Annotated in this window: 21 protein-coding genes; 5 read left to right on the forward strand and 16 right to left on the reverse strand. The window is 38.0% G+C overall.

Annotated elements, in window-relative coordinates; all coding sequences use genetic code 11:
• Nucleotides 1–34: 34 nt before the first annotated feature.
• Nucleotides 35–943, forward strand: coding sequence for a homoserine O-acetyltransferase MetA (gene metA / locus ACQKNS_RS20590; protein WP_427645116.1), 909 nt, complete (start codon nucleotides 35–37; stop codon nucleotides 941–943).
• Nucleotides 944–1,050: 107 nt separating this feature from the next.
• On the opposite strand, the gene ACQKNS_RS20595 is transcribed toward metA, so the two are convergent.
• From ACQKNS_RS20595 to ACQKNS_RS20635, 9 genes are all read right to left on the reverse strand, one after another.
• Nucleotides 1,051–1,746: an AIM24 family protein gene (locus tag ACQKNS_RS20595; RefSeq protein WP_427645117.1), complete on the reverse strand. Its 696-nt coding sequence runs from the start codon at nucleotides 1,744–1,746 to the stop codon at nucleotides 1,051–1,053.
• Nucleotides 1,746–2,441 carry a class I SAM-dependent methyltransferase gene (locus ACQKNS_RS20600; RefSeq protein WP_427645118.1) on the reverse strand — a complete coding sequence of 232 codons (696 nt, stop codon included), beginning with the start codon at nucleotides 2,439–2,441 and terminating at the stop codon, nucleotides 1,746–1,748. Before ACQKNS_RS20600 ends, ACQKNS_RS20595 begins: the two co-directional genes overlap by 1 nt.
• Before the next feature lie 179 nt (nucleotides 2,442–2,620).
• The gene (gene mntR / locus ACQKNS_RS20605) at nucleotides 2,621–3,049 is read right to left on the reverse strand and encodes a transcriptional regulator MntR (protein ID WP_063234342.1); all 429 of its coding nucleotides are present in this window, start codon (nucleotides 3,047–3,049) and stop codon (nucleotides 2,621–2,623) included.
• A 101-nt stretch (nucleotides 3,050–3,150) separates the two neighbouring features.
• Nucleotides 3,151–5,325: a DNA topoisomerase III gene (locus ACQKNS_RS20610; protein ID WP_427645119.1), complete on the reverse strand. Its 2,175-nt coding sequence runs from the start codon at nucleotides 5,323–5,325 to the stop codon at nucleotides 3,151–3,153.
• Between the two features lie 525 nt (nucleotides 5,326–5,850).
• The gene (locus ACQKNS_RS20615; protein WP_427645120.1) at nucleotides 5,851–7,059 is read right to left on the reverse strand and encodes a PLP-dependent aminotransferase family protein; all 1,209 of its coding nucleotides are present in this window, start codon (nucleotides 7,057–7,059) and stop codon (nucleotides 5,851–5,853) included.
• A gap of 69 nt (nucleotides 7,060–7,128) precedes the next feature.
• Nucleotides 7,129–8,445 (reverse strand): MFS transporter, encoded by a 1,317-nt coding sequence (locus ACQKNS_RS20620; protein ID WP_427645153.1) that lies wholly within the window; start codon nucleotides 8,443–8,445, stop codon nucleotides 7,129–7,131.
• A gap of 115 nt (nucleotides 8,446–8,560) precedes the next feature.
• Entirely contained in the window at nucleotides 8,561–9,949 is a 1,389-nt protein-coding gene (locus tag ACQKNS_RS20625) for a PLP-dependent aminotransferase family protein (protein ID WP_427645121.1), read from the reverse strand.
• Nucleotides 9,950–10,035: 86 nt separating this feature from the next.
• Nucleotides 10,036–11,322 carry a four-carbon acid sugar kinase family protein gene (locus ACQKNS_RS20630; protein ID WP_427645122.1) on the reverse strand — a complete coding sequence of 429 codons (1,287 nt, stop codon included), beginning with the start codon at nucleotides 11,320–11,322 and terminating at the stop codon, nucleotides 10,036–10,038.
• Nucleotides 11,323–11,534: 212 nt separating this feature from the next.
• On the reverse strand, nucleotides 11,535–12,173 hold the full coding sequence (locus ACQKNS_RS20635; RefSeq protein WP_427645123.1) for a class II aldolase/adducin family protein: 639 nt from the start codon (nucleotides 12,171–12,173) through the stop codon (nucleotides 11,535–11,537).
• 1,257 nt (nucleotides 12,174–13,430) lie between these two features.
• On the opposite strand from ACQKNS_RS20635, the gene ACQKNS_RS20640 reads away from it, so the two are divergent.
• On the forward strand, nucleotides 13,431–13,643 hold the full coding sequence (locus tag ACQKNS_RS20640; protein WP_427645124.1) for a hypothetical protein: 213 nt from the start codon (nucleotides 13,431–13,433) through the stop codon (nucleotides 13,641–13,643).
• Nucleotides 13,644–13,831: 188 nt separating this feature from the next.
• Here the strand turns inward: ACQKNS_RS20640 and ACQKNS_RS20645 are convergent, their stop codons facing one another.
• From ACQKNS_RS20645 to ACQKNS_RS20665, 5 genes are all read right to left on the reverse strand, one after another.
• Nucleotides 13,832–15,148, reverse strand: a complete 1,317-nt coding sequence (locus ACQKNS_RS20645) for a CitMHS family transporter (RefSeq protein ID WP_427645125.1) — start codon at nucleotides 15,146–15,148, stop codon at nucleotides 13,832–13,834.
• A 467-nt stretch (nucleotides 15,149–15,615) separates the two neighbouring features.
• Nucleotides 15,616–16,380 (reverse strand): SDR family NAD(P)-dependent oxidoreductase, encoded by a 765-nt coding sequence (locus ACQKNS_RS20650; protein ID WP_427645126.1) that lies wholly within the window; start codon nucleotides 16,378–16,380, stop codon nucleotides 15,616–15,618.
• Nucleotides 16,381–16,443: 63 nt separating this feature from the next.
• On the reverse strand, nucleotides 16,444–17,631 hold the full coding sequence (locus tag ACQKNS_RS20655) for an iron-containing alcohol dehydrogenase (RefSeq protein WP_427645127.1): 1,188 nt from the start codon (nucleotides 17,629–17,631) through the stop codon (nucleotides 16,444–16,446).
• Nucleotides 17,632–17,643: 12 nt separating this feature from the next.
• Nucleotides 17,644–19,092, reverse strand: coding sequence for an aldehyde dehydrogenase family protein (locus tag ACQKNS_RS20660; protein WP_427645128.1), 1,449 nt, complete (start codon nucleotides 19,090–19,092; stop codon nucleotides 17,644–17,646).
• Nucleotides 19,079–19,774, reverse strand: a complete 696-nt coding sequence (locus ACQKNS_RS20665) for an aspartate/glutamate racemase family protein (protein ID WP_427645129.1) — start codon at nucleotides 19,772–19,774, stop codon at nucleotides 19,079–19,081. Before ACQKNS_RS20665 ends, ACQKNS_RS20660 begins: the two co-directional genes overlap by 14 nt.
• 203 nt (nucleotides 19,775–19,977) lie before the next feature.
• Here ACQKNS_RS20665 and ACQKNS_RS20670 point away from each other — a divergent pair, with 203 nt between their 5' ends.
• Both ACQKNS_RS20670 and ACQKNS_RS20675 read left to right on the forward strand, forming a co-directional pair.
• On the forward strand, nucleotides 19,978–20,853 hold the full coding sequence (locus ACQKNS_RS20670; protein ID WP_427645130.1) for a LysR family transcriptional regulator: 876 nt from the start codon (nucleotides 19,978–19,980) through the stop codon (nucleotides 20,851–20,853).
• Nucleotides 20,854–21,431: 578 nt separating this feature from the next.
• Nucleotides 21,432–22,511 (forward strand): isocitrate/isopropylmalate dehydrogenase family protein, encoded by a 1,080-nt coding sequence (locus ACQKNS_RS20675; protein WP_427645131.1) that lies wholly within the window; start codon nucleotides 21,432–21,434, stop codon nucleotides 22,509–22,511.
• Nucleotides 22,512–22,908: 397 nt separating this feature from the next.
• Here the strand turns inward: ACQKNS_RS20675 and ACQKNS_RS20680 are convergent, their stop codons facing one another.
• Both ACQKNS_RS20680 and ACQKNS_RS20685 read right to left on the reverse strand, forming a co-directional pair.
• Nucleotides 22,909–23,655, reverse strand: a complete 747-nt coding sequence (locus ACQKNS_RS20680; RefSeq protein ID WP_427645132.1) for a polysaccharide deacetylase family protein — start codon at nucleotides 23,653–23,655, stop codon at nucleotides 22,909–22,911.
• Between the two features lie 519 nt (nucleotides 23,656–24,174).
• A complete protein-coding gene (locus tag ACQKNS_RS20685) occupies nucleotides 24,175–25,062 on the reverse strand; it encodes a DMT family transporter (protein WP_427645133.1) in 888 nt (295 codons plus the stop codon).
• Between the two features lie 273 nt (nucleotides 25,063–25,335).
• On the opposite strand from ACQKNS_RS20685, the gene ACQKNS_RS20690 reads away from it, so the two are divergent.
• Complete coding sequence (locus tag ACQKNS_RS20690) at nucleotides 25,336–26,214, forward strand: LysR family transcriptional regulator (RefSeq protein WP_427645134.1); 879 nt, start codon at nucleotides 25,336–25,338, stop codon at nucleotides 26,212–26,214.
• Nucleotides 26,215–26,736 lie beyond the last annotated feature (522 nt).

The following is a 26,736-nucleotide window of genomic DNA, read 5'->3' on the forward strand; positions in this document are numbered from 1 at the left end:
AAAATATTATGATTTTTGAAGAAGGAGGCTAATCATGCCAATCAGAATTCCGGAACAACTGCCAGCAAAAGAAATTTTAGAACAGGAAAATATCTTCGTAATGGATGAGGAAAGAGCTACCAATCAAGAAATCCGTCCATTGAATATATTAATTTTAAACCTAATGCCAGAGAAAGAAAAAACGGAGGCCCAGTTACTTCGCTTTCTTGGCAATACTCCCATTCAAGTAAATATATCATTCCTGCGCTTGAGCACACATGAATCAAAAAACACAAGTAAATTTCATTTAGATCAATTTTACAAATCATTTAATGATATCCGCACAAAGAAATATGACGGCTTGATCATTACAGGCGCTCCAGTAGAAAAGCTGGAATTTTCCGACGTTAATTATTGGGAAGAACTGCAAAGCATCATGAACTGGTCAAGTGAAAATGTCACTTCCACCCTACATATTTGTTGGGGGGCACAAGCTGCCCTGTACCATCATTATGGAGTTGGCAAATACGAACTTCCTGAGAAATGCTTCGGGATATACACCCATGAAGTCCTTGAACCGAATGAAAATCTAGTCCGAGGATTCGATGATTATTTTATGGCCCCTCATTCTCGCCATACGGATATTGACTACCAAAAATTAGTTAACCATCCGGAACTGAAGGTTCTCGCACAGTCCGATCAAGCTGGTGTATTGATTGCCGCTTCAGTTGATGGAAAAAGAATTATGGTTACCGGCCATTTCGAGTATGATGCCGATACCCTTGGTGAAGAATACAAGCGCGATAGGGAGCGTGGAATCAATACGCAACTTCCTGAAAATTACTTTCCTGATAACGACCCGACCAAGGTACCACTTCACCGCTGGAAGAGCCATTGCAGCCTGATGTTCTCGAATTGGCTGAACTATTATGTTTACCAATCAACCCCTTATGAGTGGGATTGAAAGGGTAAGAAAAAAGAAGCTTTAACATTTAAGTGAATCGTTTACTGGCAGCCACTTTGCGATTATCATGGGGAAACAACCTGAGTTTCTGACTCAGGTTGTTTTTTTCATGATTCCTTGTTCCCGAAATAAACCTCTTCAAATGGTTGGACTACCACAAATCCTTGACCTTCGAATTTCATTTGAACGGATTCTCCGCTTCCTCTTCCAAAAAACGACTTCAGTGAAACATCCGTTACGAATTCAGGCTGCAATTCCCCTGACCAAGCCACTGTGGCATTCGGGTCCGTGTAGACCGGATTCCCATGTTCCACCATTAAAGTAAGCGGCTCATAATGGGAAGTGAATGCGACCATGCCTCTACCCTCGAGCCTTACGTTGAACAATCCACCCGCCAATAACCCAGCAATGCGCCTCATCATTTTTATATCCAGTTGAATCCCCGGCTCAAATGCAAGTAAATCATTTCCGTTAACACAAATCGATTCACCATCTAACTGTATAATGGAAATCTTCTTTCCTTGATCCGCGACGTATAGCTTTCCGTTTCCAGTCGCTTTCATCAAAGATGCACCCTCACCTGTCAAAGCCTTTTTGAAAAGTTTACCAAGACCATGCTCCAAGATACCTTCCCGCTCGAATTTAATATGGCCGCGATAAGAAACCATCGTCCCCATTTTTGCCCAGATCTGCTGTTCCAAATTAATCTCCAAAATTCGTTCCGTTTCAAGTTCGAATAAACCTTGCCCTTTATCCTGTTGCTTCGTCTTTTCAACGAATTGATCGATTTGATACTTCTCCATCACTGCCCCACCTCTTTTTGTAGGAGGAAAAGCCACATGAACGATACAGCTTGCTTTAACTCCTTTGAAAAATGCCCGAGTTTTGTATAGTCCACCCCCCTCTTTCCAACGCCGGTATCAGCCACTGCCTTCCATCCGGTTTCTAAAGCCATTTTTTCAAATTCCCAAGGCTGCATTGTATTCATGATGACTTTATCTCCTAATAACCGTTGAAAACTGAATTTTTTTCGTGGTTCAGCTGTTGGACCAAGTATACCAAAACAAGCATAACCGCCAGGCTTCATTACCCGTTGAATTTCCTTCATCACCGTTAATGGTTCACCCGTATATTCCAAAGAATTGATGACCATTGCCGCATCCATTTCTTCATCTTTGAATGGAAGATTATAAAAATCCCCTTGCAGGAAAGAAAGGTCTGGTTGCAGAGCGGTTTTCCCCTTTGCAAATTCAATCATCACATTGGATAAATCAACTCCGGTTACTTCAAATCCCGCTTCGGCCAATTTCAAGGAACCAACTCCATCTCCACAGCCAATGTCAGCTACCTTCACTCCCGAAGGTACATATTCAGAAAAGAAAGGAATAATGTTTTTCCGGCTCCCCGTTTCCCACATTTCTTGCGAATTCTTCACCCACATAGGTGCAAAAACATCCCATTCCTTTTTCGATTCTTCATGCCAGGTATGTATATTCATCAGAAATTCCCCTTCCTATCTAGGCAAGTTCCTACTATATTAAAACAATCAGTTTCCCGATTCACAATGCCGGGGCTTCTTTATAGCTATTCTGCTAAAAATTAAAAAATCCTCTTTTATAACTTCGTTCCAATATACACATGATTTTCAAATACATAAAAAAAACTGCCAGCGGCAGCTTATTTTGAATTTTCTTCATTTCTTTTTTGTATCTTTCGTAAATCCTCGACACGGTCAGGAGATTCTTCAAAGAATTCAACCAGGTCTCCAATCCTATCGATGGCATTCCAACTAAGGTGGTGTTCGATCCCCTCTACATCATGATAAATATTTTCTTCCTTGACCCCAATCAACCTTAGCATCTGTTCTAAAAGTTCATGGCGGTATACGAGCCTTTTACCAACTTTCTTCCCATTTGCAGTTAAAACGAGACCCCGGTACTTTTCATATATCAAATATTTTTCCTGATCAAGTTTTTGAACCATTTTTGTAACAGAAGAAGGGTGGACGGAAAGATTTTCGGCAATATCCGAAACTCTTGCATATCCTTTTTCTTCAATAAGTAAATAAATTTGTTCTATGTAATCCTCCATGCTCGGTGTAGGCATTCGGAATCCTCCCATTCAAACGCATATCTAAAAATTTTACTATATAAACGACCCCGAAACAAGAAGACATAAGTCTCAGGGCGCCTTAATGTAGTTACTTCTCAAGTTTGCTTGACGTTTTGTTCTGTCGGAAATGTAAAACTGATTTTCTTTTCAGAGTCGGACCAAGATAAAATGGCATCAAAGGTCTTTTCCCCTTTTTTAAAACCGGTTATCAAATCCGTTTCACCGCTCGCCAATAGCTTTTTTATATTTGCTTGGCTGATTTTCTTATTAAGGATTTTTTTGGAGATAGTGAAGTTACACTTTGTTTTTTGATAACTAACACACCCATAGAATTCCCCTTTATCGACTATCTTAGAACCGCATAGTTTACAGCTGCCCACAGATGCTGAACTTCTCTTTTTAGGGCCGCTCCGTTGAATCGACTCGGTGTCCAGCCCTTGAAAATCCCAGCTTTCCGATGATTCCACCGCATCACTGATAATTTTTGCTGACATCTTTTTAACAGCTTCCATAAATCCGCCAGCTGAAGCCTTCCCTTCACCGATTTCCCTTAAACGCTGTTCCCATTTGGCTGTCATCTCGGGTGAAGCGAGGATTTTCTCCCCTATCGCGGTAATCAGCACTTTTCCTTTATCTGTCGCAAACACCTGGTTTTTTTTTACATTGATGTATTTACGGTCTTTAAGCATGGTAATGATGCCAGCGCGGGTTGCTTCGGTTCCAAGACCCTCGGTTTTCATCAGCACCTTTTCTAACTCTTCATTATCCAGATGCTTTCCGGCAGTCTTCATCAAAGTAATCAACTGACCTTCTGTATAGCGCTTAGGAGGCTGGGTTTTCCCTTCTTTCACCTTTATATTGGCGACCTTTCCAGAATCCCCTTTTGAGACGGACGGCAAAATGATATCATCGTCTTCCTTGTCATTTTGGAAAATCACTTTGCGCCATCCCTCTTGAATCTGCTGCTTTCCTTTAGAAATGAATTCGGCACGCTTATCGACAAGGGTTTTAATGGTGGTGTAATCGAAAATGGCTTTGTCATAATGGGCCGAAATCAAGCGGCGTACCACCAAGTCATAAATATTCCGTTCTTCAGCGGAAAGCCGCTTTGGGTCAGTTACCTGCTCCGTCGGGATGATGGCATAGTGATCAGTCACTTTCTTTTCATTTACAAACCGTTTATTATTCATGATGTTCGGTTGTGGCAAAGGAAACAGCGATTCATATTCCGAAAATCCGCTTAGTTTTTGCAAAATCTCGGGAAATGTTTCAGCTTCCCCCTCCGTCACATAATTGGAATCTGAACGTGGATAAGAAACGATCCCTTTTTGATATAAACTTTGTACTATATCAAGCGTCTGTTTCGGCGAATATTTATAAATCTTGTTCACTGTCGCTTGCAATGATGAGAGATTAAATAACAAAGGCGGCTGAAATTCTTTCCTTTCTGTATCCATTTCAGCTATTTCAGCTTCCTTACCCTTGCAAAAAGCGGCAATTTTATCAGCCATTTCTTTTGTCTTGATTCTCGGATCATTGTTCTGCTGCCATTTTCCCTGATATTTCTTTCCATCCATCTTGAAATCAGCGAACACTTCCCAAAACGGTTCAGACTTGAATTGCTCAATTTCCATTTCCCGCTTCACAATCAAGGCGAGAGTCGGTGTCTGAACCCTTCCAGCTGAAAACACATCCGAAACGCCCCTTTGTTTCAATAAAATACTATACGCTCTCGACGCATTCATTCCCACAACCCAGTCCGCGCAGGCTCTCGTATACGCTTCATAATAGAGCGGCCTGGTTTTTTCCTCGCTCTTCAGATTTTGGAATCCTTCATAAATCGCTTTTGGGGTCAAAGAGGAAATCCATAACCGTTTCATCGGTTTATTGACATTGCATAAATTAACGATATTGCGTACAATCAATTCCCCTTCACGCCCGGCATCACCTGCATGAATGATCTCATCGACTTCCGGTTTCCTGAGCAAGGTTTTCACAACATTGAATTGCTTTGCCTTTTGTCGGGTCACTTCGTATTGAAATTTCTCCGGAATCATCGGCAACGTTTCCATCGACCATTTTTTCCATTTTGAATGATAGGTTTCCGGCGAAACGAGTTGACATAAATGCCCGACGGCCCAAGTTACATATGCACCATCGGGAAATAATTCATTCGGCATGATTTCTATATATCCTTGCTGTTTCTTCGTTTTAAATTGAGCCGCTAGCGTTGAACCTTGATCCGGTTTCTCCGCAATGATTAGCTTCATGTTCATCTTCACCTAATCCGTTAAAAAATATCTTCCCCTATCATTATACCTTAATTATCACAATCGGCTAGCTATGACTTCGTTTTTAAACCGTTAACAAGCTAAATCCAGGAATGTTTATTTTCTCCTTAATAATTCTGATTTTTTTATCATCGAACTTGAACTTCTTATGCCGTATAGGACGATAAGATACAGGGGATAATCTGCTCGAACCTCTTTTAGTAATAAGATTAATGGTTGTCGTAAACTTAACCGATGAGTGAACACATGTATTTACCCAAGCGAAGCTGTCAATACGTTTTATTAAGAACAAAATAAAAGGACCCCCTGGTCCCTTAAAAAATACTATTGTATGAATGCACCTGTGAAAGAGCCGTCTCTTTTAATATTGGTCTTTTTCCCTTTGTAACAAAATGCATCTCCGTTATTTGAATAAATTTCAAAATCAAAATCCCTTATTTAATAGTACGGTATGGTTGAATTAAACAAATATAACGCCTATTTTACAAAGAAACAATTTTTTAATTATTTTAATAAAAGAGTGTTCTCTTTTTCTAATTCATGCTGTACTACTTCTCCTAGACGCTTCATGCCCTCAAAGATTTTATCTTTAGGCATATTAGAGTAATTTAAACGTAAAGTATTATTCTTTGTGCCATTTGGAAAGAATGGGGCACCAGGAACGAAAGCAACATTATTTTTCAAGCATTCAGTGAATATTTCCCTCGAATCAACAGGTTCAGGAAGCTCAATCCAAATAAATAATCCACCTTCTGGCTTACTATAGGTTATATTTTTCGGGAAAAATTCTTCGATACAAGATAACATAGCTGTGCATCTTTCTTTATAAACAGCTTTGATTTTATTAATGTGCTCTTCGATATCGTAAAGTTCCATATACTTTGCTGTGATTCTTTGAGCAAAGCTATCAGTGTGCAAGTCAGCTGTTTGCTTAAAAGATACAAACTTATCAATGAAATGCTTATCTGCACAAATCCATCCAAGGCGAAGACCGGGAGTAAAAATCTTAGAGAAGGTACTTATATAAATTACTCTACTCTCGGTGTCAAAATGTTTCACAGGCGGGAGTGCCTCTCCAGCAAATCTTACAGCTCCATAGGGATTATCCTCTACAATCAGTACATCATATTGATTAGCAAGCTCAATCATTTTTTTTCGTCTTTCGAGTTTTAATGTACGACCTGTAGGGTTTTGGAAATCTGGAATCGTATAGATGAATTTTGTGTTAGGATGCTCTTGCAGCTTTTTCTCTAGCTCTTCCATGACCATTCCATCATCATCCATAGCCACTTCAACAAATTTGGCATCATATGACTTGAATGCGTTAATTGCTGCAAGATAGGTTGGGCTTTCACAAATAATCGTATCTCCCTCATTGATAAATAATCTTCCAGTAAGGTCGAGTGCTTGCTGGGAACCTGATGTGATAAGAACATTATCAATAGTAGAGTTGATTCCGGTAACTTCCATCCTTTTACAAATTCCTTCCCTTAAAGGAATATATCCTTCTGTCGTACTATATTGAAGAGAAGCAGGACCTTCTTCATTCAACACAGCATGGCATACATCCTTAAGAGCTTCTACAGGAAACAACTCTGGAGCTGGCAATCCTCCCGCAAAAGAGATGACTTCTGGTCTTTCTGTTACTTTTAGTATTTCTCTTGTCTCCGAAGATTTTACTAAACGAACTCTCTCAGCAAATTTATTTTCCATTTTAAATACTCTCCCCTTTTTTGTAACATTCAGAATCTTTTGAAATTTATTTATTAATATCTAGAATTTTCAGTTATTTATACTTTTTTCGACCTTACCTTCTTTTCTATTGGCATAAATAACAATTGGAATAAGTAGTAATGAAAGCGAAGCGCCAGCGATTGAAAGGCTTGCATAACTAGAATGGGCTACAACGATTCCTGATAAGCCTCCTCCCAATGCTCCTGACAAAGCAATCCAAACATCTACAGAACCCTGAGTTTTAGCCCTAGTAGATGGTGGAGTTGCATCCACTAGGATTGCTGTCCCGCTAATTAACCCAAAGTTCCAGCCAAGTCCAAGTAAAGCAAGTGCTGTAATGAGGACTACCATCGAATCAGCAGGACCCATGGCAGCTAGAATGCCTGAAGCAAGTAGCGTAACGGCAGAAGCAATGGCCATAGCAGAACGGCCAATTTTATCCACAAGATAACCTGTAACTAATGAAGGAAAAAACATAGCACCTATGTGAAATCCAATGACAAGCCCCACTTCATTCAAACCATGTCCATGATGTCCCATATGTATGGGTGTCATCGTCATAATTGCCGTCATCACAAATTGAGTTAGAACCATTACTGATGCTCCTGCAAAAATTCCTCGCCTGTTCATCGATGACGCATTTCCCTCTAAAGGTAAATTACTGGTTTTACTTTGAGCATCCGATAATGCTTTTGCAACAATAAAGGGATCAGGACGAAGTAAAATTAACAGAACACAACCAGCAAGTATATAAGCTGTGGCAGCTAATATAAATGGACCAGCTAAAGAAGGAATCCCTATGGATACCGCAAACTCACCCATTACATCCACCAGGTTTGGGCCTGCAACTGCACCGAATGTGGTGGAAACCATAGCCATACTAATTGCCTTTGCCCTTTGTGTTGAGTTTGCCAAGTCAGTTCCTGCGTAGCGTGCTTGTAAGTTTGTTGCTGAACCAGCCCCATAGATAAGCAGCGAAATAAATAAAAGTGGGATGCTATTTGTTAAGGCTGAAATGACTACACCAATGGCACCTATACCCCCAGCCAAAAATCCTGTCGCGAGTCCAGAACGACGTCCAAATCGCTGAGAAAGACGTCCCACAACCAGTGCAGCCCCTGCTGACCCTAAAGTAAATAACGCTGTAGGGATTCCCGATACACTATCTGTACCTAGCATGTCTTGGGCTATAAGTGCCCCCACTGTTATACCTGCTGCAAGTCCTGCTCCTCCAAAAATTTGGGAAATGATAACAACTATTAATGTTCTTTTATATAGTTGTTTTTGTTTTTCCGAAGAATTAATGTAGACTTGTAACCAATCCGGTTGAGCGTCTGGCTTTTTTACTCTATCTTGTAACACGATCTAACCTACCTTTCTAGAAAGCTAATTTTATTTCATTTCATCCTCCAACTAGATTTCAAACATCTTATCACTAATAAAAAAACCATACAATATTATAATTGTATGGCACACAATATTAAGTAAGATCCTTTAGTAAACGTTTAAGAATGATCAATCCTCGCTCAAGTTCTTCAAGCGTTTCCGTTGCACAGACAGAAACCCTTACAGCCCTCTCTGGACAACTATTTCCAACTACAAAACGTTCAGCCGCAAACACTTGTACCCCCTGCTGTGCGGCTAATGATTCAAATTCCGCACCTGTATTCTTGCCTGGTAATAGCAACCAACGAAAGATGCTTGTTTCACCGCCTAAACACGTATAGTCTGCCAAATATCGATTCACGACTTGGTTTCTGCGAATGGATTGTTCCCGATGAACCTCAATCAAGACTTCAAATTGATTCGATACAATCGTACGTGCCGCCAATTCTGCTAATAATGGGGAAACTGATATATTCAAATTATAAAGTGCCTTTGAAATTGGCTCCTTGAATCGACTCGGCACTGCTACATAGGCTAGTCGTAATCCCGGTGCTATTGATTTCGATAAACTCGCAATATAGATGACCTGTTCTGGTGCAAATGATGCGACTGCTGGAAGTGGTTTTTCATTTTGAAGATGATACGTCGCATCTTCAATAATAAACTGATTATACTTTTTGGCAATTGCAGCAATCATTTTTCGATTCTCGACCGACATAAAGGAAGCTGTCGGATTATGACAATCTGGAATCAAGTAAATGCCTTTAATATTGTCATGTTTACACGCATATTCAAAGGCATTTGGACTCATTTCATAATTCTCTGATTTTATCGGTACTACTTGTACACTAAGCATCGCTGCAACAGTTTTTAAGCCAGGGTACGTATGATGATCAGCACCAATGCGATCTCCAGGCTTACAAAGACTTGCCAGTGTGGCAGCAATCGCATTTTGCCCCCCATTTGCAAATAAAATATGATCAACTGTTGTTTCAAACCCACTTCTTCGGATCAGCTTTATAGCAGCATCCTTTTGCCAAAGGCTTTCGCCTGCTCGACCATAACCAAACCATTTTTCATAATCTGTCTCTTGCAGCATACTTTTCAGTTGTAGTAGCAGTGGTTCGTAAGAAGCATTATCTGGAAGTGTCGCCCCCATTTCAATTAAATGCTTCGGCTTTGTATCTTCAAGTAAATACGCATTCGATAACGCATCATACGATACAAATGTGCCACTTCCAACGGTTGCACTTAACAAGCCCTTTAACTCACACACTTTAAACGCTTTTGAAATGGTACTCAAATTTAAATCCAAATAATCAGCCAGTTCTCGCTGTGGAGGAAGTTTTGTCCCAGGTAATAAAACTCCGTTTAAAATATCCTGTTCCAATTGCCCTGCCAGTGCTTGATATATTGGTTTTTTAGTTTTATCAATCGATGGTTTCCAGCTCATCGGATAGTGTTCAAAAGAATTAATCGGCATAATACGCATCCTTTTTCATACAATTATATGATTGTGTGGTTTATGGATAAGGAAGAGGTCCATTTAATCACCCTCTCTATTCTGCTTTATTCTGAGAGACTTTTCAAATGACCAATAGCATGAGATAGAAATTTAGTATTACCAAAGCTGCCTGATTTTAAGACAATTAACATATGGCGACCTAAAGCCAATCCAGAGGGCAATCCAGTTTCAATTTCTTCTAATACATAATTTCCTTTTATTCCTAATTTACGAGTAACTGTTCCTGATGTATCACCGCCTGCTACTATTAATCTCTTTAAACTAGTTTCATCTACAATACGCTCTGTAACATCAGCTAGTGCTGCTGAGACCATTTTACTTATTAATAGAGGGTCAATTTTCTTTTCCTGACCTATCAACTTAGTTTGTAAAACAATTTCCGGTCTATTATCAGCCATGATCAAAACATCTTTTCCTCGTTTTAGCAGATTTTGAGCTTCGATGACCAGCCTTCTAATTTCTTCATCGCATTCAACCGATGAAAAGACTTTTCTGGAGTCAAGGACCATGCATGGAATTCCGTTAGAAATAAGATGTGCTGTCTGTGCTCTTGTTTGCGGAGTTAAGCTACCGGAAATCACAAGTACTCCGTGTTTGTCATTGATGTCTAAAATCTTTACTGGACTTTCTACTGGAGTTCGACATAAAAACTTTGGTAACTCTTCTGCAATAGCGGAACTCCCGCATAAAACTTTATAATCATGAATTGCCTCAGCTACTATGGTTAAATCTGTTTGTGTTTCACTATCAATAATACAATAATTGAAATTCTTCCGTACTTCTTCAATTGCTTCTCGTAAAGCTGTTGCGCCTTGTCTTACTATATTCAAGTCTATAGATGTTACTTTCCTGAATGTTTGTTTTTGTAAAATCGAAACAGTGTTTGATTCACGCATAGGATGAACAGGGTCATTGGCAAACTCTGACTGCTCTAGAAGGTTACCATGCACGGTATGGACTCCTCCGACTGTTTGTCTACCATTTTTCGGAAAAGCCAAACTGATAACAGCAAATTCTTCACCAAGTGCATCTAGCATAGCGTCGAATTCTTTTCCAATATTCCCACGAAAAACCGAACATGTTTTGTTAAAGAATAAAGAACATCCTATTTCTTGCAGTTTTTTAGTAGCTTTGTATACTTTTTGATAACTTAAATCAAGTGGATCTAATCGACTATCTGTATCAATAATAATGACATCAGAATCTGCTTCTACATTCATTTCTTCATCAAACGTCTGAACTTTCGAAATATATTTCCCCTTACTGAACATAAGGCCTATGTCATTTGCACCTGTTGTATCATCAGCTACAACTCCAATTACTTCTCTCACGTCTATTCCTCTTTTCTATCTTGCATTGTCCGTCTATGCCAGTATGGATATTATCGACATAATGTATATTTCAGAACTAGTAAGCTCCTGTAAACTCTTTTTTTGGAAGCTTTATTCATTGGTCCCATAACAATCAAGTTGCATGTATATCTCCTATTCAATATCCATTTCATCATCTGCTGATCCTTAAATTATAATAGAAGGCTTTTGATTCATTTTTTTCTTGTCTTGTAAAAAGAATCTTCTAAAAAACTTTGGACAGTTTTTTCTGGAATCATCTTAAGCTGAACACCGGATTCTTTAGCTTTTAATATCATTCGACAAGCCATTTCTAATGTTTCTAATCTCATTTGAGCCTCTAATACCGAATCGTCGAATACAACAACTCCGTGATTTCGCATGATAATAATATTCGCATTTGGTGCTTGTTCTGTTATTGCTTCAGCTAATTCCTGTGAGCCAGGATGATAATAATCTACATAGGCTATATTTTCCAGATAGTACATTGTTTCTACAAATAACTCAGAGAGAATCGGCTCATAACTACAAGAAAACAAAGTTGTGTATAATGGAGAAGCATGCAGAATTGCTTTTACATCTTTACGCTGCCGGTAAATACCTAAGTGCATCGGTGTTTCTTTAGAAGCTTTTCGTGTTCCCTCGATCTGTCCCGTATCAATCTGGCAATCGACAAAATCGTCCTGACCAAGATTAGCCATAAATGTTCCGGAAGCAGTAATAATCATTCGATTAGAATCAATACGGGCACTTATATTACCCGATGTTCCCCATGCTAGTTGATTTGAAATGAGGTAATGCCCTGCATTAATAAGTTGCTGCTTTTCACCCACATTAGAACCCCCTATAGTTTTAATGCCATGCAAATACCATAATTCACTAAGTTTGTAAAGGTTGATAATTTAATTCAATTGTTGGTGCATTACCTATTCAATCACTTTTACAGACACAATCTTCAAGAGCCTTTTAAATAGTTGTTTTAACAAGCTTCCTAATATGAACTTACCTGCCCGATTCATTCAAATGTTGTTCCTACGTGGTAGGCAATAAAAATTGTAAACGAACAAACCACCCCAAAGCTGATAGACTCCACTCTTCTTCTAAATTTAACGAACACTTTCAAAAAAAATTGAATCAGCCTTGAAAATCGTTGGTCTATATATTTAATTTATAATAATTCGTGAAATTAATAAAATATTATTTTTCCATAAAATATCATCAAATTTTTCTATAACTAAAACGAGACAGTATTTACGTACAAAAAAGATATCCTTATGAAATCAGTTAACGTTGGAAATAAAACCCAAATATTTTGATCATTTGTTAAAAAGGAACTAGATTTCCCTTGTTATACACTGGAAGAAGCAATGTTGAATTCACTGTAAAAACAGAACAAAATGCAGCTTCTATTCAATCATTTTATAAATAAGATTCTTAATGAATTTTTATCTGGATAGATTGTACAGTGACACGAGTTTAGAAATTTTTAATGAGAATTCATTTCATTTTACTATTTTTAATTGTCTCTTTTGCGTTTTATACTATTGTTAGTATATTACAATTCAATTAAATGAAAGAAAACGAAAGGCTTAATGATTGATGTGAAGTACAATAAAAAAATTCAGAGAGTGGAGTGTGAAACATGGGACTAAACAAATCCTTAGCTAAAGTGTGGGTGAAATTAATGAAACAACAAACAAATTTCAAGCAAGCATTGTCATTAAACCTGACGATAAAACGATAGATGCTAAAAGTATCATCGGTTTAACCTACACCGTAATTACTCTAATACATTCCAACTTGAAATTCATGGAACAGATGAGGAAGAAGCAAAAAATGCCATGTCTCATGTCTTTTGGAAGAACCATCTTCCTGTTGAGATTGTCTATATTGTCTTATACTCCTTCATTCCCAAAAAATTTAATGATTTTTTCTCTATAATCATAAAAAACTTTAAATATAGGAGGAAAAACTAATGAATGTTATCGTTAACCAATTTAAAGATATTCCAACTACTTGTATTTCTGATGCTATGCAAGGTCTTAACCATTTTCATCCTGCTATCAAACCTTTGAAAGAGTAATATAAGTTTGCTGAAAGGGCATTACCTGACTATCCAGGATTGTGTAGGTATTAAAGATTTAGATTTCCCTGTTTTTTGTAGAGGAACAACCGTTGCAGCATGTGGAAAAGCTGGTGCAGGAGAAATCAATGTACCAATTTCTTGCGGTGGTGCTGCTGTTCATCCAATAGATATCATCATAGGGGACGCAGTCATACCACAGCGGTGCCCACTATTATGACTTGAAAGCTGGAAATATGAAAAAGCCAAGGCTTAATTGAGCAAGCACTTGGCTTTTTGTTCATCTTTTTCATCACTTAGATAAAAGTTAAATTTCGTTTATAATTTTTTTATTTCCATAGCATAGCTATACCAAATCATATAATTTATTTTTTTACCATAATGGCTAAATTAACATGAAAGACAATTTTACCAAGCGATTGAAATAGCCCCTGTAATCAAGGCAAAAACTATGAACATTAGTGACAATATAGTAACCGGGACAAGAGCGTAACGTTGGAATTGTCCTAAATCTCTTCTTACAAGCTCTAGCAACACCCATAATGGAGCAGATGTCGGCCCCATAGAATGGAGTGGTTGCCCAATTACTCCGGCCCTCGCTATTTCCATAGGACTAATTCCATATTCGGAAGCTGAATGGGCAAGAACAGGCAAAGCACCAAAGAAGAACGCGTCATTTGACATTAAGAAACTTAATGGCAAGCTGATTAATGCAACAATAACCGTGAAGAATGGACCTAATGAATCAGGAACAATTGTGAGAAGGTCTGAAGCCATTGAATTCACCATTTTTGTTTCAGATAAGATCCCTGTAAAAACCCCAGCACCTAAAACCAACATGACTACAGGTACAGCATGACTAGCATTTTCTTTAATTACGCTTTTTTGTTCAGTAAGATTAGGATGGTTGACTGAAAGGGCTATTACAAAACCTACCATAAATAGCACCGGTAGTGGTGCTAACCCTAGTATAAGTGCCACCATAAGAGTGAGTGTTAGTAGAAAGTTAAACCAAACTAACTTAGAAGTCACAGGTTGATCTTCAGCAATACTAGCTGCCATTTCTTGATTGGTTTTCATTTCTTGTATGGTTTTTTCTATTTTTATAATACCAATTCTTTTTCTCTCCATTCTTCCCATTACATACGCGGTCAGAATAATCCAGGCTGAACCACATAGAATGGCAGGAATTATTGGTTTAAAATATTCTGTAGCATCAAGTCCTAAGACACTGATTGCCCTTGTGGCAGCTCCACCCCATGGTGTCATGCCGGAAATGGTCCCTAGTGACATTACTGCTATCGTAGCCAATACTAAAGGATTGATACCTATTTTTTTATAAATCGGCAACAAGGCCGAACAAATAATCATGTAACTAGTGGTTCCATCTCCATCCAAAGCCACTAATAATGCTAAAACGGCTGTCCCTATCACAATTTTTACAGGATCACCTTTAGCTATTTGTAATATTTTTCTGGAAACTGGGTCAAATAAACCTGCATTCATCATAATGCCAAAATATAAAACAGCGAACAAGAGAAGTACAGCAGTAGGTGCTACAAGCTTGATCCCTTCTAACATCATAGGACCTAACCCCATACCATATCCTCCTAATATGGCAAATATAATTGGAGATACAATAATGGCTACAAAAGCAGACATACGATTGGTCATAACTAAAAACATGAAAAGTATAATAGTAGCAAATCCTAATATAGATAACATTATTTACCTCACTTTTAATGTATTTGATTTAATATCACTATTGAATTTGTAGTAGTCTTCATAAAGAAGAACAAAGAGCTACTATACGAAGTTATTGTTAAATTGTATGTCTATTTACGTCATTGATCTTCTACTTGCTCAATTGAATAATAGTTTTTTAGCCTACGCATTTATGTAAGCGCATTCATTATATTCCTATTATAACTTTCTATAACAAGAGGTGATAAAGCTTTTATTTCATGACTAAATCTGAATTTGTTGATAATGGAAGTCTATACCTTCATTAACACTCGGTGATACGAAAACTTTCGATTTTTAACTTAGAGGTACAAAATCAGAACATCAGCTCACATATTTACACCTCTATATTTATTGGAGAATACACCTCCTTAAAAAATGCGCCTAAGGAGGTGATTAAAAGATACTTCAAGAAAGAACGGCTCTTTACAAAGGCTTCTCTTTTTCTTCTATATGGCTGTCCATCCACCATCTACACGGATTGTTTCCCCTGTAATAAAATTAGCCATATCAGAGGCTAAAAATAGCACAGCACCTGTTACATCATCAGGTTTGGCCAATGTTCCCAAGGGAATACGACTTAATACATCCTGGTAGAAGCCTTGATCATTAAACATCGTTTTAGTAAAGTCAGTTTCAATAAAGGTCGGCGCAACTGCATTCACCTTAATTTTGTGTTCAGCCCATTCGATCGCCAATGCCTTTGTCAACTGTACGGCACCACCTTTACTTGAACAATAGGCTGCACGTTTGATATAGCCTACAAAAGCCATCTGCGAAACGATATTAATGATCTTACCTGCCGTACGTTGTTCAATCATATGCTTACCCGCCCGTTGAGAACAGAAAAAGGTTCCTTTTAAGTTCGTATCCAACACACGACCCCAATCCTCTTCCGTCACTTCTAATGTCGGCTTAGGAATGTTAATGCCAGCATTATTGATAATCACATCAATCCGGCCTAGACGAGAAACTGCAGAGTCTATCATGTTATATATTTCGTTAACGTTTTGTATATCAGCTGTTAGATAGAAACAATTAGGATTAAGCTCTCGTAGTTCTTCCGTCGTTTTACTGAGATCCTCTTCGTTCCTACCTGTAATGACAACATCCGATCCAAGTCTAGCGAAAGCAAGAGAAATATCCTTGCCAATCCCCTTACTGCCACCAACTACAAGTATTTTCTTTCCTTTTAGTTCAGAAAAATAATTCATTTTCTCACCTCCCATTTTTCCATCATTAAAAGATGAATAATATGTCTGATATAACGTGTAAGATTAGGTGGTGACAAAGGAAGGTGTCTCCACTGAACCGTATGCTTCTTCATAAATCTTTTGGATTTCTTTTACTGTTAACCATCTTGGATTATTATTAAGCAAACGATCAACTTTACTTGCTTCTTCAGCAAGTGCAGGAATATCAGATGGAGTTACTCCTACATCCTTTAGACTTGAAGGTATACCTACATCCTCAGCTAATTGAGCCAGCGTATGAACAGTACGATCCGAAGCTTCACGTAGAGATAACCCTTCCACATTTTCCCCCATTGCTTTAGCGACTTCAGCAAATTTATCCAAATCAGCAACCGCATTATATTTCATGACAAATGGTAACAAGAGAGAATTCGCCACCCCATGCGGAACCTTAAATTTCCCACCAAGGGGATAAGCGAGGGCATGAACCGCTCCAACCCCTGCATTCCCGAGAGAAATACCAGCAAGTAAGCTTCCCATCGCCATGTCTTCACGTGCTTTTAAATCCTTTCCGTTATAAACGGCTTTTCGCAGAGAACGGGAAATCAGCTTAATCGCTTGCAAGGCAATGCCATCTGTTAATTCGTCTGAGCGAAGGGCCGTGTAAGATTCAACAGCGTGAACAAGTGCGTCCATCCCCGTCGCTGCCGTGACGGCAGGTGGTAGCGTTAAGGTCAGCTCTGCATCCACGATAGCTACCTTAGGAAGTAAATAAGGACTGACGATTCCCTTTTTCACCATGTCACGGGTATCTGTAAAAATAGCATTATAGGTAACTTCGGAACCTGTACCGGAAGTTGTCGGAACTAGAATCGTAGGCACTCCAGGGTTTTCTATTTTTTCAATCCCGACCATGTCACGAACATTCCCCTTGTTCGTTAGCATCACGGAAAGGACTTTAGTAATATCAAGGGCACTTCCTCCTCCAACCCCAACAAGCAAATCATATCCTTTTCCTTCCATTTCAGTAACCATCTGTTCTAAGTTTTCAAAAGGAGGCTCCGGAACCACATCATCAATAATATCTGCTTTAAAGCCTAGGGTAGCCAATGGCTCCGTCACTTTGGACAATAATCCCGTTTGGCGAATAATCTTATCTGTCACGATAATGACTTTAGTTGCATTCAACTTTTTGGCTTGTTCCCCAATTTGTGCAATAGATCCTGTTCCTGTAATTAACGTTTCCGCTATGCGAAAATAAGAAATACTCACGATATTTCCTCCTTATCCTAATTTAATACCTACAAATTTAATCTCAGTCATATCTTCGACAGCATACTTGACGCCTTCTTTGCCTACACCACTTAATTTCACGCCTCCGTATGGATAGTTATCCTGGCGATATGTAGAAGTTTCATTAATCCATACTCCTCCCGTTTCAAGACCGTCAGCAACTCTCATAGCGCGGTTAATATCTGATGTGAATACACCTGCTTGCAATCCAAATACCGAATCATTCGCCATGGAAATAACTTCTTCTTCTGTATCAAATGGTATAACAGAAACAATCGGTGCAAACGTCTCTTCACATACCACTTTCATGTTTGGAGTAACATCGACAAGGACGGTTGGCTCAAGCAATGTCCCTTCCCGATTACCACCTGTAGCAAGCCTTGCTCCAGCTTTTACTGCTTCAGTGATCCAATCGTGAGCTCGTATCGCTTCCTTTTCACTAATCATAGGGCCAATATCTGTGTTTTCTTCCATTGGATCCCCGATCACCAACTTCTCTACTAACGAAACATATTGATTTAAGAATTCTTGATATACCTCTTTTTGTACATAAATCCGCTGTGCAGAAATACAAACCTGTCCAGAAAAAGCAAAAGCTCCTCGAACTAATCCTGCGGCTGCCTCATTCACATCCCCATCATTGAAAATAATGTTTGGAGAATTTGAACCAAGCTCCAATGTCACTTTTTTCAATCCAGCTTTCTTGCGTAAATCAATTCCTATAGACGGACTTCCAGTAAATGTTACTTTGCTTATACGTGAGTCCGTCACTAAAATATCTCCTACTTCGGAACCGTTTCCAATTACTAAATTTAAAGCCCCTTCAGGCAGCCCGGCTTCTTCAAAAAGGTTAACGAGCAGATATGCCGAAAGTGGTGTTTTACTTGCTGGTTTTAAGACGACTGTATTTCCTGCAGCAAACGCAGGAGCTAATTTATGCAATGCCAGATTTAACGGAAAATTGAAAGGTGTGATGGCTGATATAACACCAATTGGATGACGGCGAACCATACCGATTCGATTTTCTCCACCAATCGCAGCATCCATGGGCACGAGCTCTCCTTCAATTTTTTTCGCTTCATCTGCCGCGAAACGCAGGACTTGTACTGCACGGCCTACTTCTCCTCTCCCATCACGAATTGGTTTTCCTGCTTCTAAGCCTAGAATTCTTGCAAATTCTTCTGTTCTTTCTTCTAACAGGTCAGCTGTTTTACGAAGTATGTCCGCTCGACGATAAGCCGGCATTTTTTTCATCGTCTCATGAAACACTCGATGTGCTGATTCGATCGCACTTTCGGCATCTTCTTGTGAAGCTAAATTTACTTTTCCGATAACTTCTCTATTAAATGGACTGATCACTTTCATGATCTTTTCTTCTGTTTGTGTTACTGCCTTACCATCCACAAGTGAAGTAACTTTCATTAATTCAACATTTATCATAAACTATCTCCCTTTTTGATATTTCATCGATAATGGATTTCACGCTAATTTCGGGACTTGTTAATATAGGTATATCTGTTGTTTTAATATCAAGTGTGTCCAGTGCTCTTGCCATACTGAATTGTGCAAAAAGAATGACATCACAATCAATAGTTAGCTCTTGTACCTTCCGATGGATTAACTCATCATGTTTCGCACGATCCCCATTTTGTAATGCTTTGAATGCCTCTGGGATAATAATTGTTTTAATCGAGACATCCTTCTGTCTTTTTGAGGAGATTTTTTTCAGAATTGTCGTTGTTGTTGGGCCTGCTGCTTCTACTGTAGCAATGACACCAATCCGATTACCCATTCCCACTGCTTTTTCCAACATACTTAAATCTGCACTTAACATTGGTAAGTCAAATAAGTGGCTAATTTCTGAAACTACTGGAGTAAATGATGAACAAGTTAGCAGGATACCATCCACCCCACTCATCACCGCTTTTTCTACCAAGTTCAATAAACGTCGGGCCATACCTTTTGTAACAATTCCTGTTTCATTTAATTCAAAAATAAGACTTTCATCCATAAAATTCACCAGTGTAACTTGTGGTGCATGAACTTGAAAAGCATCTAAAATTGGCTGAACTGAGTTCATCGTCGCATGGATAAGGCCAATTCTATAATTTTGACTTGACAATTTACTACCTCCTGAATAAATATTGAATTCGCTTCCAAATATTTTCAATAAAATAAAGACGATGAGTTTTTTTGAAAACCATTTGAAATTGATAGCTATCATTGGTGTAAAATAAATGTATTATAATTATAGAAATAAATAAAATATTGATTTTCTATAAAAATCAATCGATATTTTCTATTTCAAAGAAAGGGATTTTCCTCATGGATAAAAAGGACTGGCTTATTTTGGAGAAAGTTTACGCTGAAAAAAATATTACAAAGGCAGCTGAGCTCCTATATATTTCTCAACCTACCTTAACGTACCGCTTACAACAAATTGAAAAGGAATTTGACATTAAACTTTTTTATAGGGGAAGAAGGGGCGTCGTTTTTACAGAACAGGGGGAATTATTAGTTACATATGCCAAAGATATGCTTAAACAGCAACAGGACATTGTAGAATTGTTGTGGAATTCTGGAAATGAAGTACGTGGAACATTACGGTTAAGTGTTTCAAGAACATTTGCTTTTTATCGATTACCACAAATTCTAAAGGCATTTAATGAGAAATTCCCTAAAGTTGAATTTCATGTTAATACAGGTGTAAACATAGACGTGGTTCAATCCATTTATAAACAGGATGCACATATAGGTATAGTGCGAGGTGAGCACAATTGGCCAAGTAACAATATAACGTTTTCAGAAGAAAACATTACTATACTCTCATCCCAAGAAATTGATTTAACAGAACTTCCCGCCATGCGAAGAATTAGTTATAAGACAGATCCTACCTTGGAAATGGTCATAGACAACTGGTGGAAAGATAATTTTTCTACACCTCCAATCAGCAATATGAATGTTGATAATGTCGAAATAGCCAAAAGAATGGTTCTTAACGGATTAGGTTATTGTATAGCTCCCAGTATTGTATTAGAGAAAAACGATAAGTTACACAAAATTTCCCTTAATGATGCAAATGGCTCTCCAATCGTATGGAAAACACGCATCTTATATAGAGAAGAACTACTCGAGTTAGGAATGGTAAAAGAGTTCGTCCATTTTATTCAGGAATATCACCGTAATCACCCTGAAAACTAATATCTCGAGTGTTATTAAATTTATATGAAATTCCAATCATAAATTAATTTTTAGATTGCAAAGCTATCTACTCCTCTTCCACATTTATTTTGAACCAAAGGAACACAGGTGTTTCAAAAAATGAGCATAAAGCTTAAGACCCTATTCTTGATGCCTTTCTGGTCGGAAAATTCCATACATCATACTTGTCATTTTCGGTCGGTCTAAATGACTGGTATGATGTTTTTTGAGTTACGTATATTTTTTTCTTAAAGCTTCATTTTTAATATAGGACTGAAAAAATGAACAAGATACTTCTCAACGATATTCATAATAACCTCTCATCTGATTAAAAAAAATAAAAATATATAAAACTTCATGCCACTAAGGTATTACTATACAACAGGATGAAATTAACACTTATAGTGAAAAAAAAGTCATTTTAATTATTAAGAAATAGAAAAATCCAATCAATAAATATAAAAAAAATATATTTTATTAATTCCTAAGATTATATTACATTAATAGTATAAAGTTCATGCACTTCTAAGAACTCTTAGATTATTACCATACTCTATAAGAGAGAGGAATGTTAAGAAATGACTGTTTATCGTATTGGTGTACTAGCTGGTGATGGAATTGGTCCCGAAATTGTAAGCGCTACAGTGGAAGTATTTAGAACTGCTGCATATAAGGTTGGAGTTGAAATTGAATGGATTGACTTACCTATGGGATGGGAAGGAATCAAACAACACAACGACCCTCTTCCAAAGGTTACTACAAATGCCTTGGAAAACACTCATGGATGGATACTTGGTCCACATGATTCTGCTGCCTACCCACCTGAGCATAAAGTGAAACTCAATCCAAGTGGAGCACTTCGCCATACTCTTGATTTATTTGCAAATATTCGTCCAGCTAAAACAATGCCAGGGATTACGAGCGTTGTAGGAGAAGCTGATTTGATTATTTTCCGCGAAAACACGGAAGGATTTTACGCAGACCGAAACATGTTTGCCGGTCATGGGGAGTGGCAAATTACGGAGGATGTTGTTGTCACATCGGGTGTGTTTACAAGGAAAGCCGCAGAACGAATTGCTCATTCAGCATTTAAAATGGCCATGAAGCGTCGTAAAAAAGTAACAATTGTCCATAAAGCTAATGTTCTCCGATTAAGTACAGGCTTATTTTTAAAGGTGTGCCGTGAAGTAGCCGAACAATACCCTGATGTTGCAGTAGATGACTATCATATCGACGCAATGGCTGCTCACTTAGTCCGTCGGGCAAAAGACTTCGACATAATCGTAACAGAAAATATGTTTGGAGATATTCTTTCTGATTTAGCAGGTGAACTTGTAGGAAGCCTAGGGTTAGCACCTTCTATCAACTCAAACGAAAATCTGGCTATGGCTCAGGCAGCCCATGGTTCTGCACCAGATATTGCAGGCTTTAATATTGGAAACCCAACAGGTATTATGCTTTCAACAGTAATGTTAATGGAATGGCTTGCCGAAAGACATAATGATGGAAAGCTTGAAGAAATGGGTAAATTGGTGGAACAAGGTCTATATCAATCACTTAAAGATGGTATAAAAACAAAAGACTTAGGTGGTAATGCCTCTACTTCTGAGTTTGCAGAGGCTATTTCGGAAAGAATCAATCAAACTGTTTTAAATTAATATCATGATTCACCCTTCCCGGGTCTTTTCAAAAGTACAACTTTTGTAAGGTCCGGGATTTACTTATAGATGCTTTAGGTATAGGTTAATCAAGTCGATATTAGCTCCCTCTAAAATAGAATAAAAAAAAGAGCGTGTTGCGAATAAGATTGATTTAACCGCTCTTAATATATTCTATGCATCATTCTTTTATTAAAAAGTTTAGATCATTTTTTTGTCTCTTCATCAACTAACCCCGTTTGACGAAGATTAACTTATTCCATAATATTCTTTAGATAATGAACCATATTTTCATATAAAAAAGTCAGAATAGAAATACTGTAATTGAATTTTTCCATACCCATTTGCTTCTAAACAATATTAAGTACTTTTCCCTTGGTTCCATAAGAAAAAGCGATTACCTAGTATGGGAACCGCCTTCTACTATCTTTGCAAATTCATCAAGTGTAGTTGAATACTTGATATAAATTCGCGGTAAAAGATAAAGTTCGTCTTTAATGCCCTTCTCAGAAAATAGTTCAGGAGTTGTCGTAATTCCAAATAAATAATATTTCTTCGTTTCTTCTACGACTTTGTCATTGAAATTTCCGTATGGATACGCAAGAGCATTTACTGGTTTTCCTGTTATTTTTTGAATTTTATCTTTGGACCCTTTCAGTTCATATTCATAATTTTTTATTTCCGTCAAATCAGGATGTGTAGCAGTATGAGACTGGATTGAGATTATACCCGAATCAGCCATCATTTTTAAATCCGATTTAGATAATCGGTTTGAACGGCCGATAAAGTCAGAAATAACAAAAATGGTACCACTTGGTTTAAACCGTTCGTTTTTAAGTTTTTGAAAGATAGCAAATGCATTCAGATTGTTTTTGTATCCATCATCAAAAGTAATGAAAATGGGTTTATTTACTTTATAAATGTCTTGCCAACGATCAAAAGTTAATAATGTGTAGCCGTGGTCTTTTAAATAAATCATTTGTTTCTGGAAATTATCAGGAGTTACATATAGATCCTTAGAACCATGCCCAGTAAACTCGTCAATCGAATGATAAATTAAAATAGGTACTTTTCGTTGGGCAAAAACTTGTGATGGAAGAATTAAGATAAGAAGACATAGGAAAAACATTATAACCTTTTTCATAAAATTCCTCGCTTTGCATCCTTTTTATATCTTTTCAATTTATTGTGCCTCAAAAGCATAATTCTATTATGATATCTCCCATGAATCAGTGGTGACTTTGATAATCCCAAATGAAACGCTAAGGAACCGGACAAACTGCCACATTAGCTTTATAAGAAAAAGAGCCGCCAAAGCAACTCCTAAATGAAATAAAACACCCGTCAGCCATCCATGATTCGCCAAAAATCCGCGATTCACCACAAAGAATGAATATGGTTAGGTAGTGTCAATACTGATATTGACCTTAATCCAGTCAACCCTCATCCATAGACAAATTAATTATCGCTCTCCTCTTTTTTTAAGATTGTGCAGGGTCTTCTTAAGTTGTGTCATTTTTCATTTTTAAAGAAACTTATTTTCATGGTCGTTTTATAAGGCTATAGATTTTACACACACCGATGAAGGGGATTTGTGAAATAACTTCAAACATAAGAGCAGTAGTTATTATGTCACCAGCAAATTCTGATAATGTCGTACTGTCTATAGTGGTTTTTCCTCCACATTCGATTCAACCCTATGGGATTCGTGAGCACTTTTACTATTTACAATCCATATTCCTACTAGTACGAATAAAATCCCTGCTAACGTACCTATTTTTAAGTTTTCATGCAAAAATATGCATCCGGAAATGACACCGACGACTGGTACAAGGAGTAAGGAAATCGCCGCTTTACTGGCCTCTGTACGACTCAAGATACGATTCCACATCACAAAAGCCAGGGCTGAGGCCACAATCCCCGAAAACAAAATATAAACAACCGGCATCCATCCCCAATTAGATTCCCCGTGTTCAAAGGAAAGGGAATACAATAATAACCCCACCGCTCCGATCGTCATTTGCCAAGTTGTGAATTGAATGCTATCGCAATGTTTCAATTTCAGTTTAAAAATTAAATTGGCTAAAGCCCATAAAATCGCGGAGCTTAATGCCAGTAATAGAGCCCAAATGGACCCTCCCAAGTGAATATTCATCGCGAGGCATAAACCAAATAGACCGAGAGCAATTCCAATAGTCTTCCTTGGAGTCAAGCGTTCTCCGGGAATCCACCAATGAGCCATAATCGACAGAAACAATGGCATACTATAGGTCAGAACAGAGGTAAGACCGGCACTCACATGATTAAGAGAAATTTGAATCGCAATGTTAAAAAAGGTGGTTTGAAACAGTGCGCAGAGTACATACCATTTTAAATCCGATTTGTTGGGCAGTGGTATCTTTTTCATATAGACCACTCCTAGAAGTACGATAGCTCCGGTCAGAAATCGCAAGGCAGCAAACAGTACAGGAGGAAACGCACCATTTCCTAATTTCATGATAACAAAGTTAAATCCCCATATAAGACATAAAATGACCATTGAAGCATTCATACAGATGATCCTCTCTTTAGATAATTATTTTTTAGAATTATATAAAAATCATCATTTAACAACGATTGTGTTTCACAATACGCATCTGGAAAGCGAGAACAAAAAGTCCAATCCCATTAAACTAATGATTTTGACGATACTTAGACCATTTATTTCATCTCTACAACTTCATTTCTTCCTTAACAAAACTTTACAACGAGAATAATTTAGTGTCTAATATATAAAAATCATGTTTTTAAGTCGGAAAACGTCTTAATTAGGAGGAATAATAGCGTGGAACTGCGTCAGATTGAATATTTCACTGTAGTGGCCGAAGAGTTGCATTTTGGCCGCGCGGCAATGCGCTTAAAGATGACACAACCACCTTTAAGTCAACAGATATTACAACTTGAAAGGGAACTTGGAGTGAAGTTGCTTGAGAGATCAAAACGACATGTAGAGTTGACAAATGCCGGAAAGGTTTTTTTGCAAGAAGTTCGCGGTGTCCTTACCCAATTGGAATATGCCAAATCTGCAGCTCTGAAGGCACAGATGGGAATGCTTGGCCGTTTAGTGCTTGGATTTGTCGGATCTGCAACATTCGATATTCTTCCAATCATTGTTCGGGAGTATCAGGAACAGTATCCATACGTTGATTTGGTTCTTCGCGAGATGCCAACACCAATGCAAATTGAGTCATTTCATAGTAAGGATATCGACATCGGCTTTGTAAGAAACCCTGTAGTTGATCCGATCATATCACTTTTGTCAGTTCATCATGAGACTTGTATAGCGGTCGTACCTAGGTTACATCCACTGGCGGAACGGTCTTCAATATCCATGGTTGATTTGAGCAAAGAACGATTTATATTAGTGGAGAGGGAGGTTTGGCCGAGCTGGTACGATGATATCCTCTCAAAATGTCGTGATGCTGGTTTCAGCCCAATCATCCGTCAAGAAGTGAAAGAAATACAAACGGTTGTTGGGTTGGTTGCGGCAGGACTGGGTATAAGTATCGTACCAAGATCAACAGGGAATTTACATGCTCGAGACGTCTCGTATGTAAACATCGATGGGGCAGCCCCGCGTGTAGAAATGAGCATCGCCTGGCGAAAGGATGACAATTCAACCCTGATTCAACAATTTCTCGATACAGCAAAACGACTTATCTGATGATCTATAGGATTATCTGCTTCCTTTATTGCCTTTTTAATCGCAGCAGACCTTCCTCTTTCAAAAATAAAAATATTAATGATTCGATTCAAAGAAAAAAAGAAAATACCAATCTTCTTGCCTTTTTCTATTACTTAACGGGATATTGATAGAAACCCTATAATAGAATTAGGCATATAATTACAGTAAGAGTTGATAACACCCGAGTTGTTCTAATTCTCTATGGTGCTTTTTGTAGCTAAAAAGGGTTATTCACTGTCAAGCAACATACGCCCATAACCTTCCTCTTCCTTAAAGCATTCCACTATTCCTTCTCGTTTCAAAACCAATCCCCCTTTACTTTATTCCTTCAACTAAACTGCCCTGATAGTTGCATAAAGAAAAGGCTGCCTTAAAGACAGTTCCGATTCTAAGCTGACGCACCCATTAGTCATAATGAACGAAAACGACTCCCATCGCTTAACGTAGATTGCACTTGGTCATAATGTTACTACCAAAAATAAAAAACCAAGTGTAGAGCTA

It is taken from the genome of Peribacillus sp. NPDC094092, from assembly GCF_050279365.1.
In the GTDB taxonomy this organism is placed as follows: Bacteria; Bacillota; Bacilli; order Bacillales; family DSM-1321; genus Peribacillus.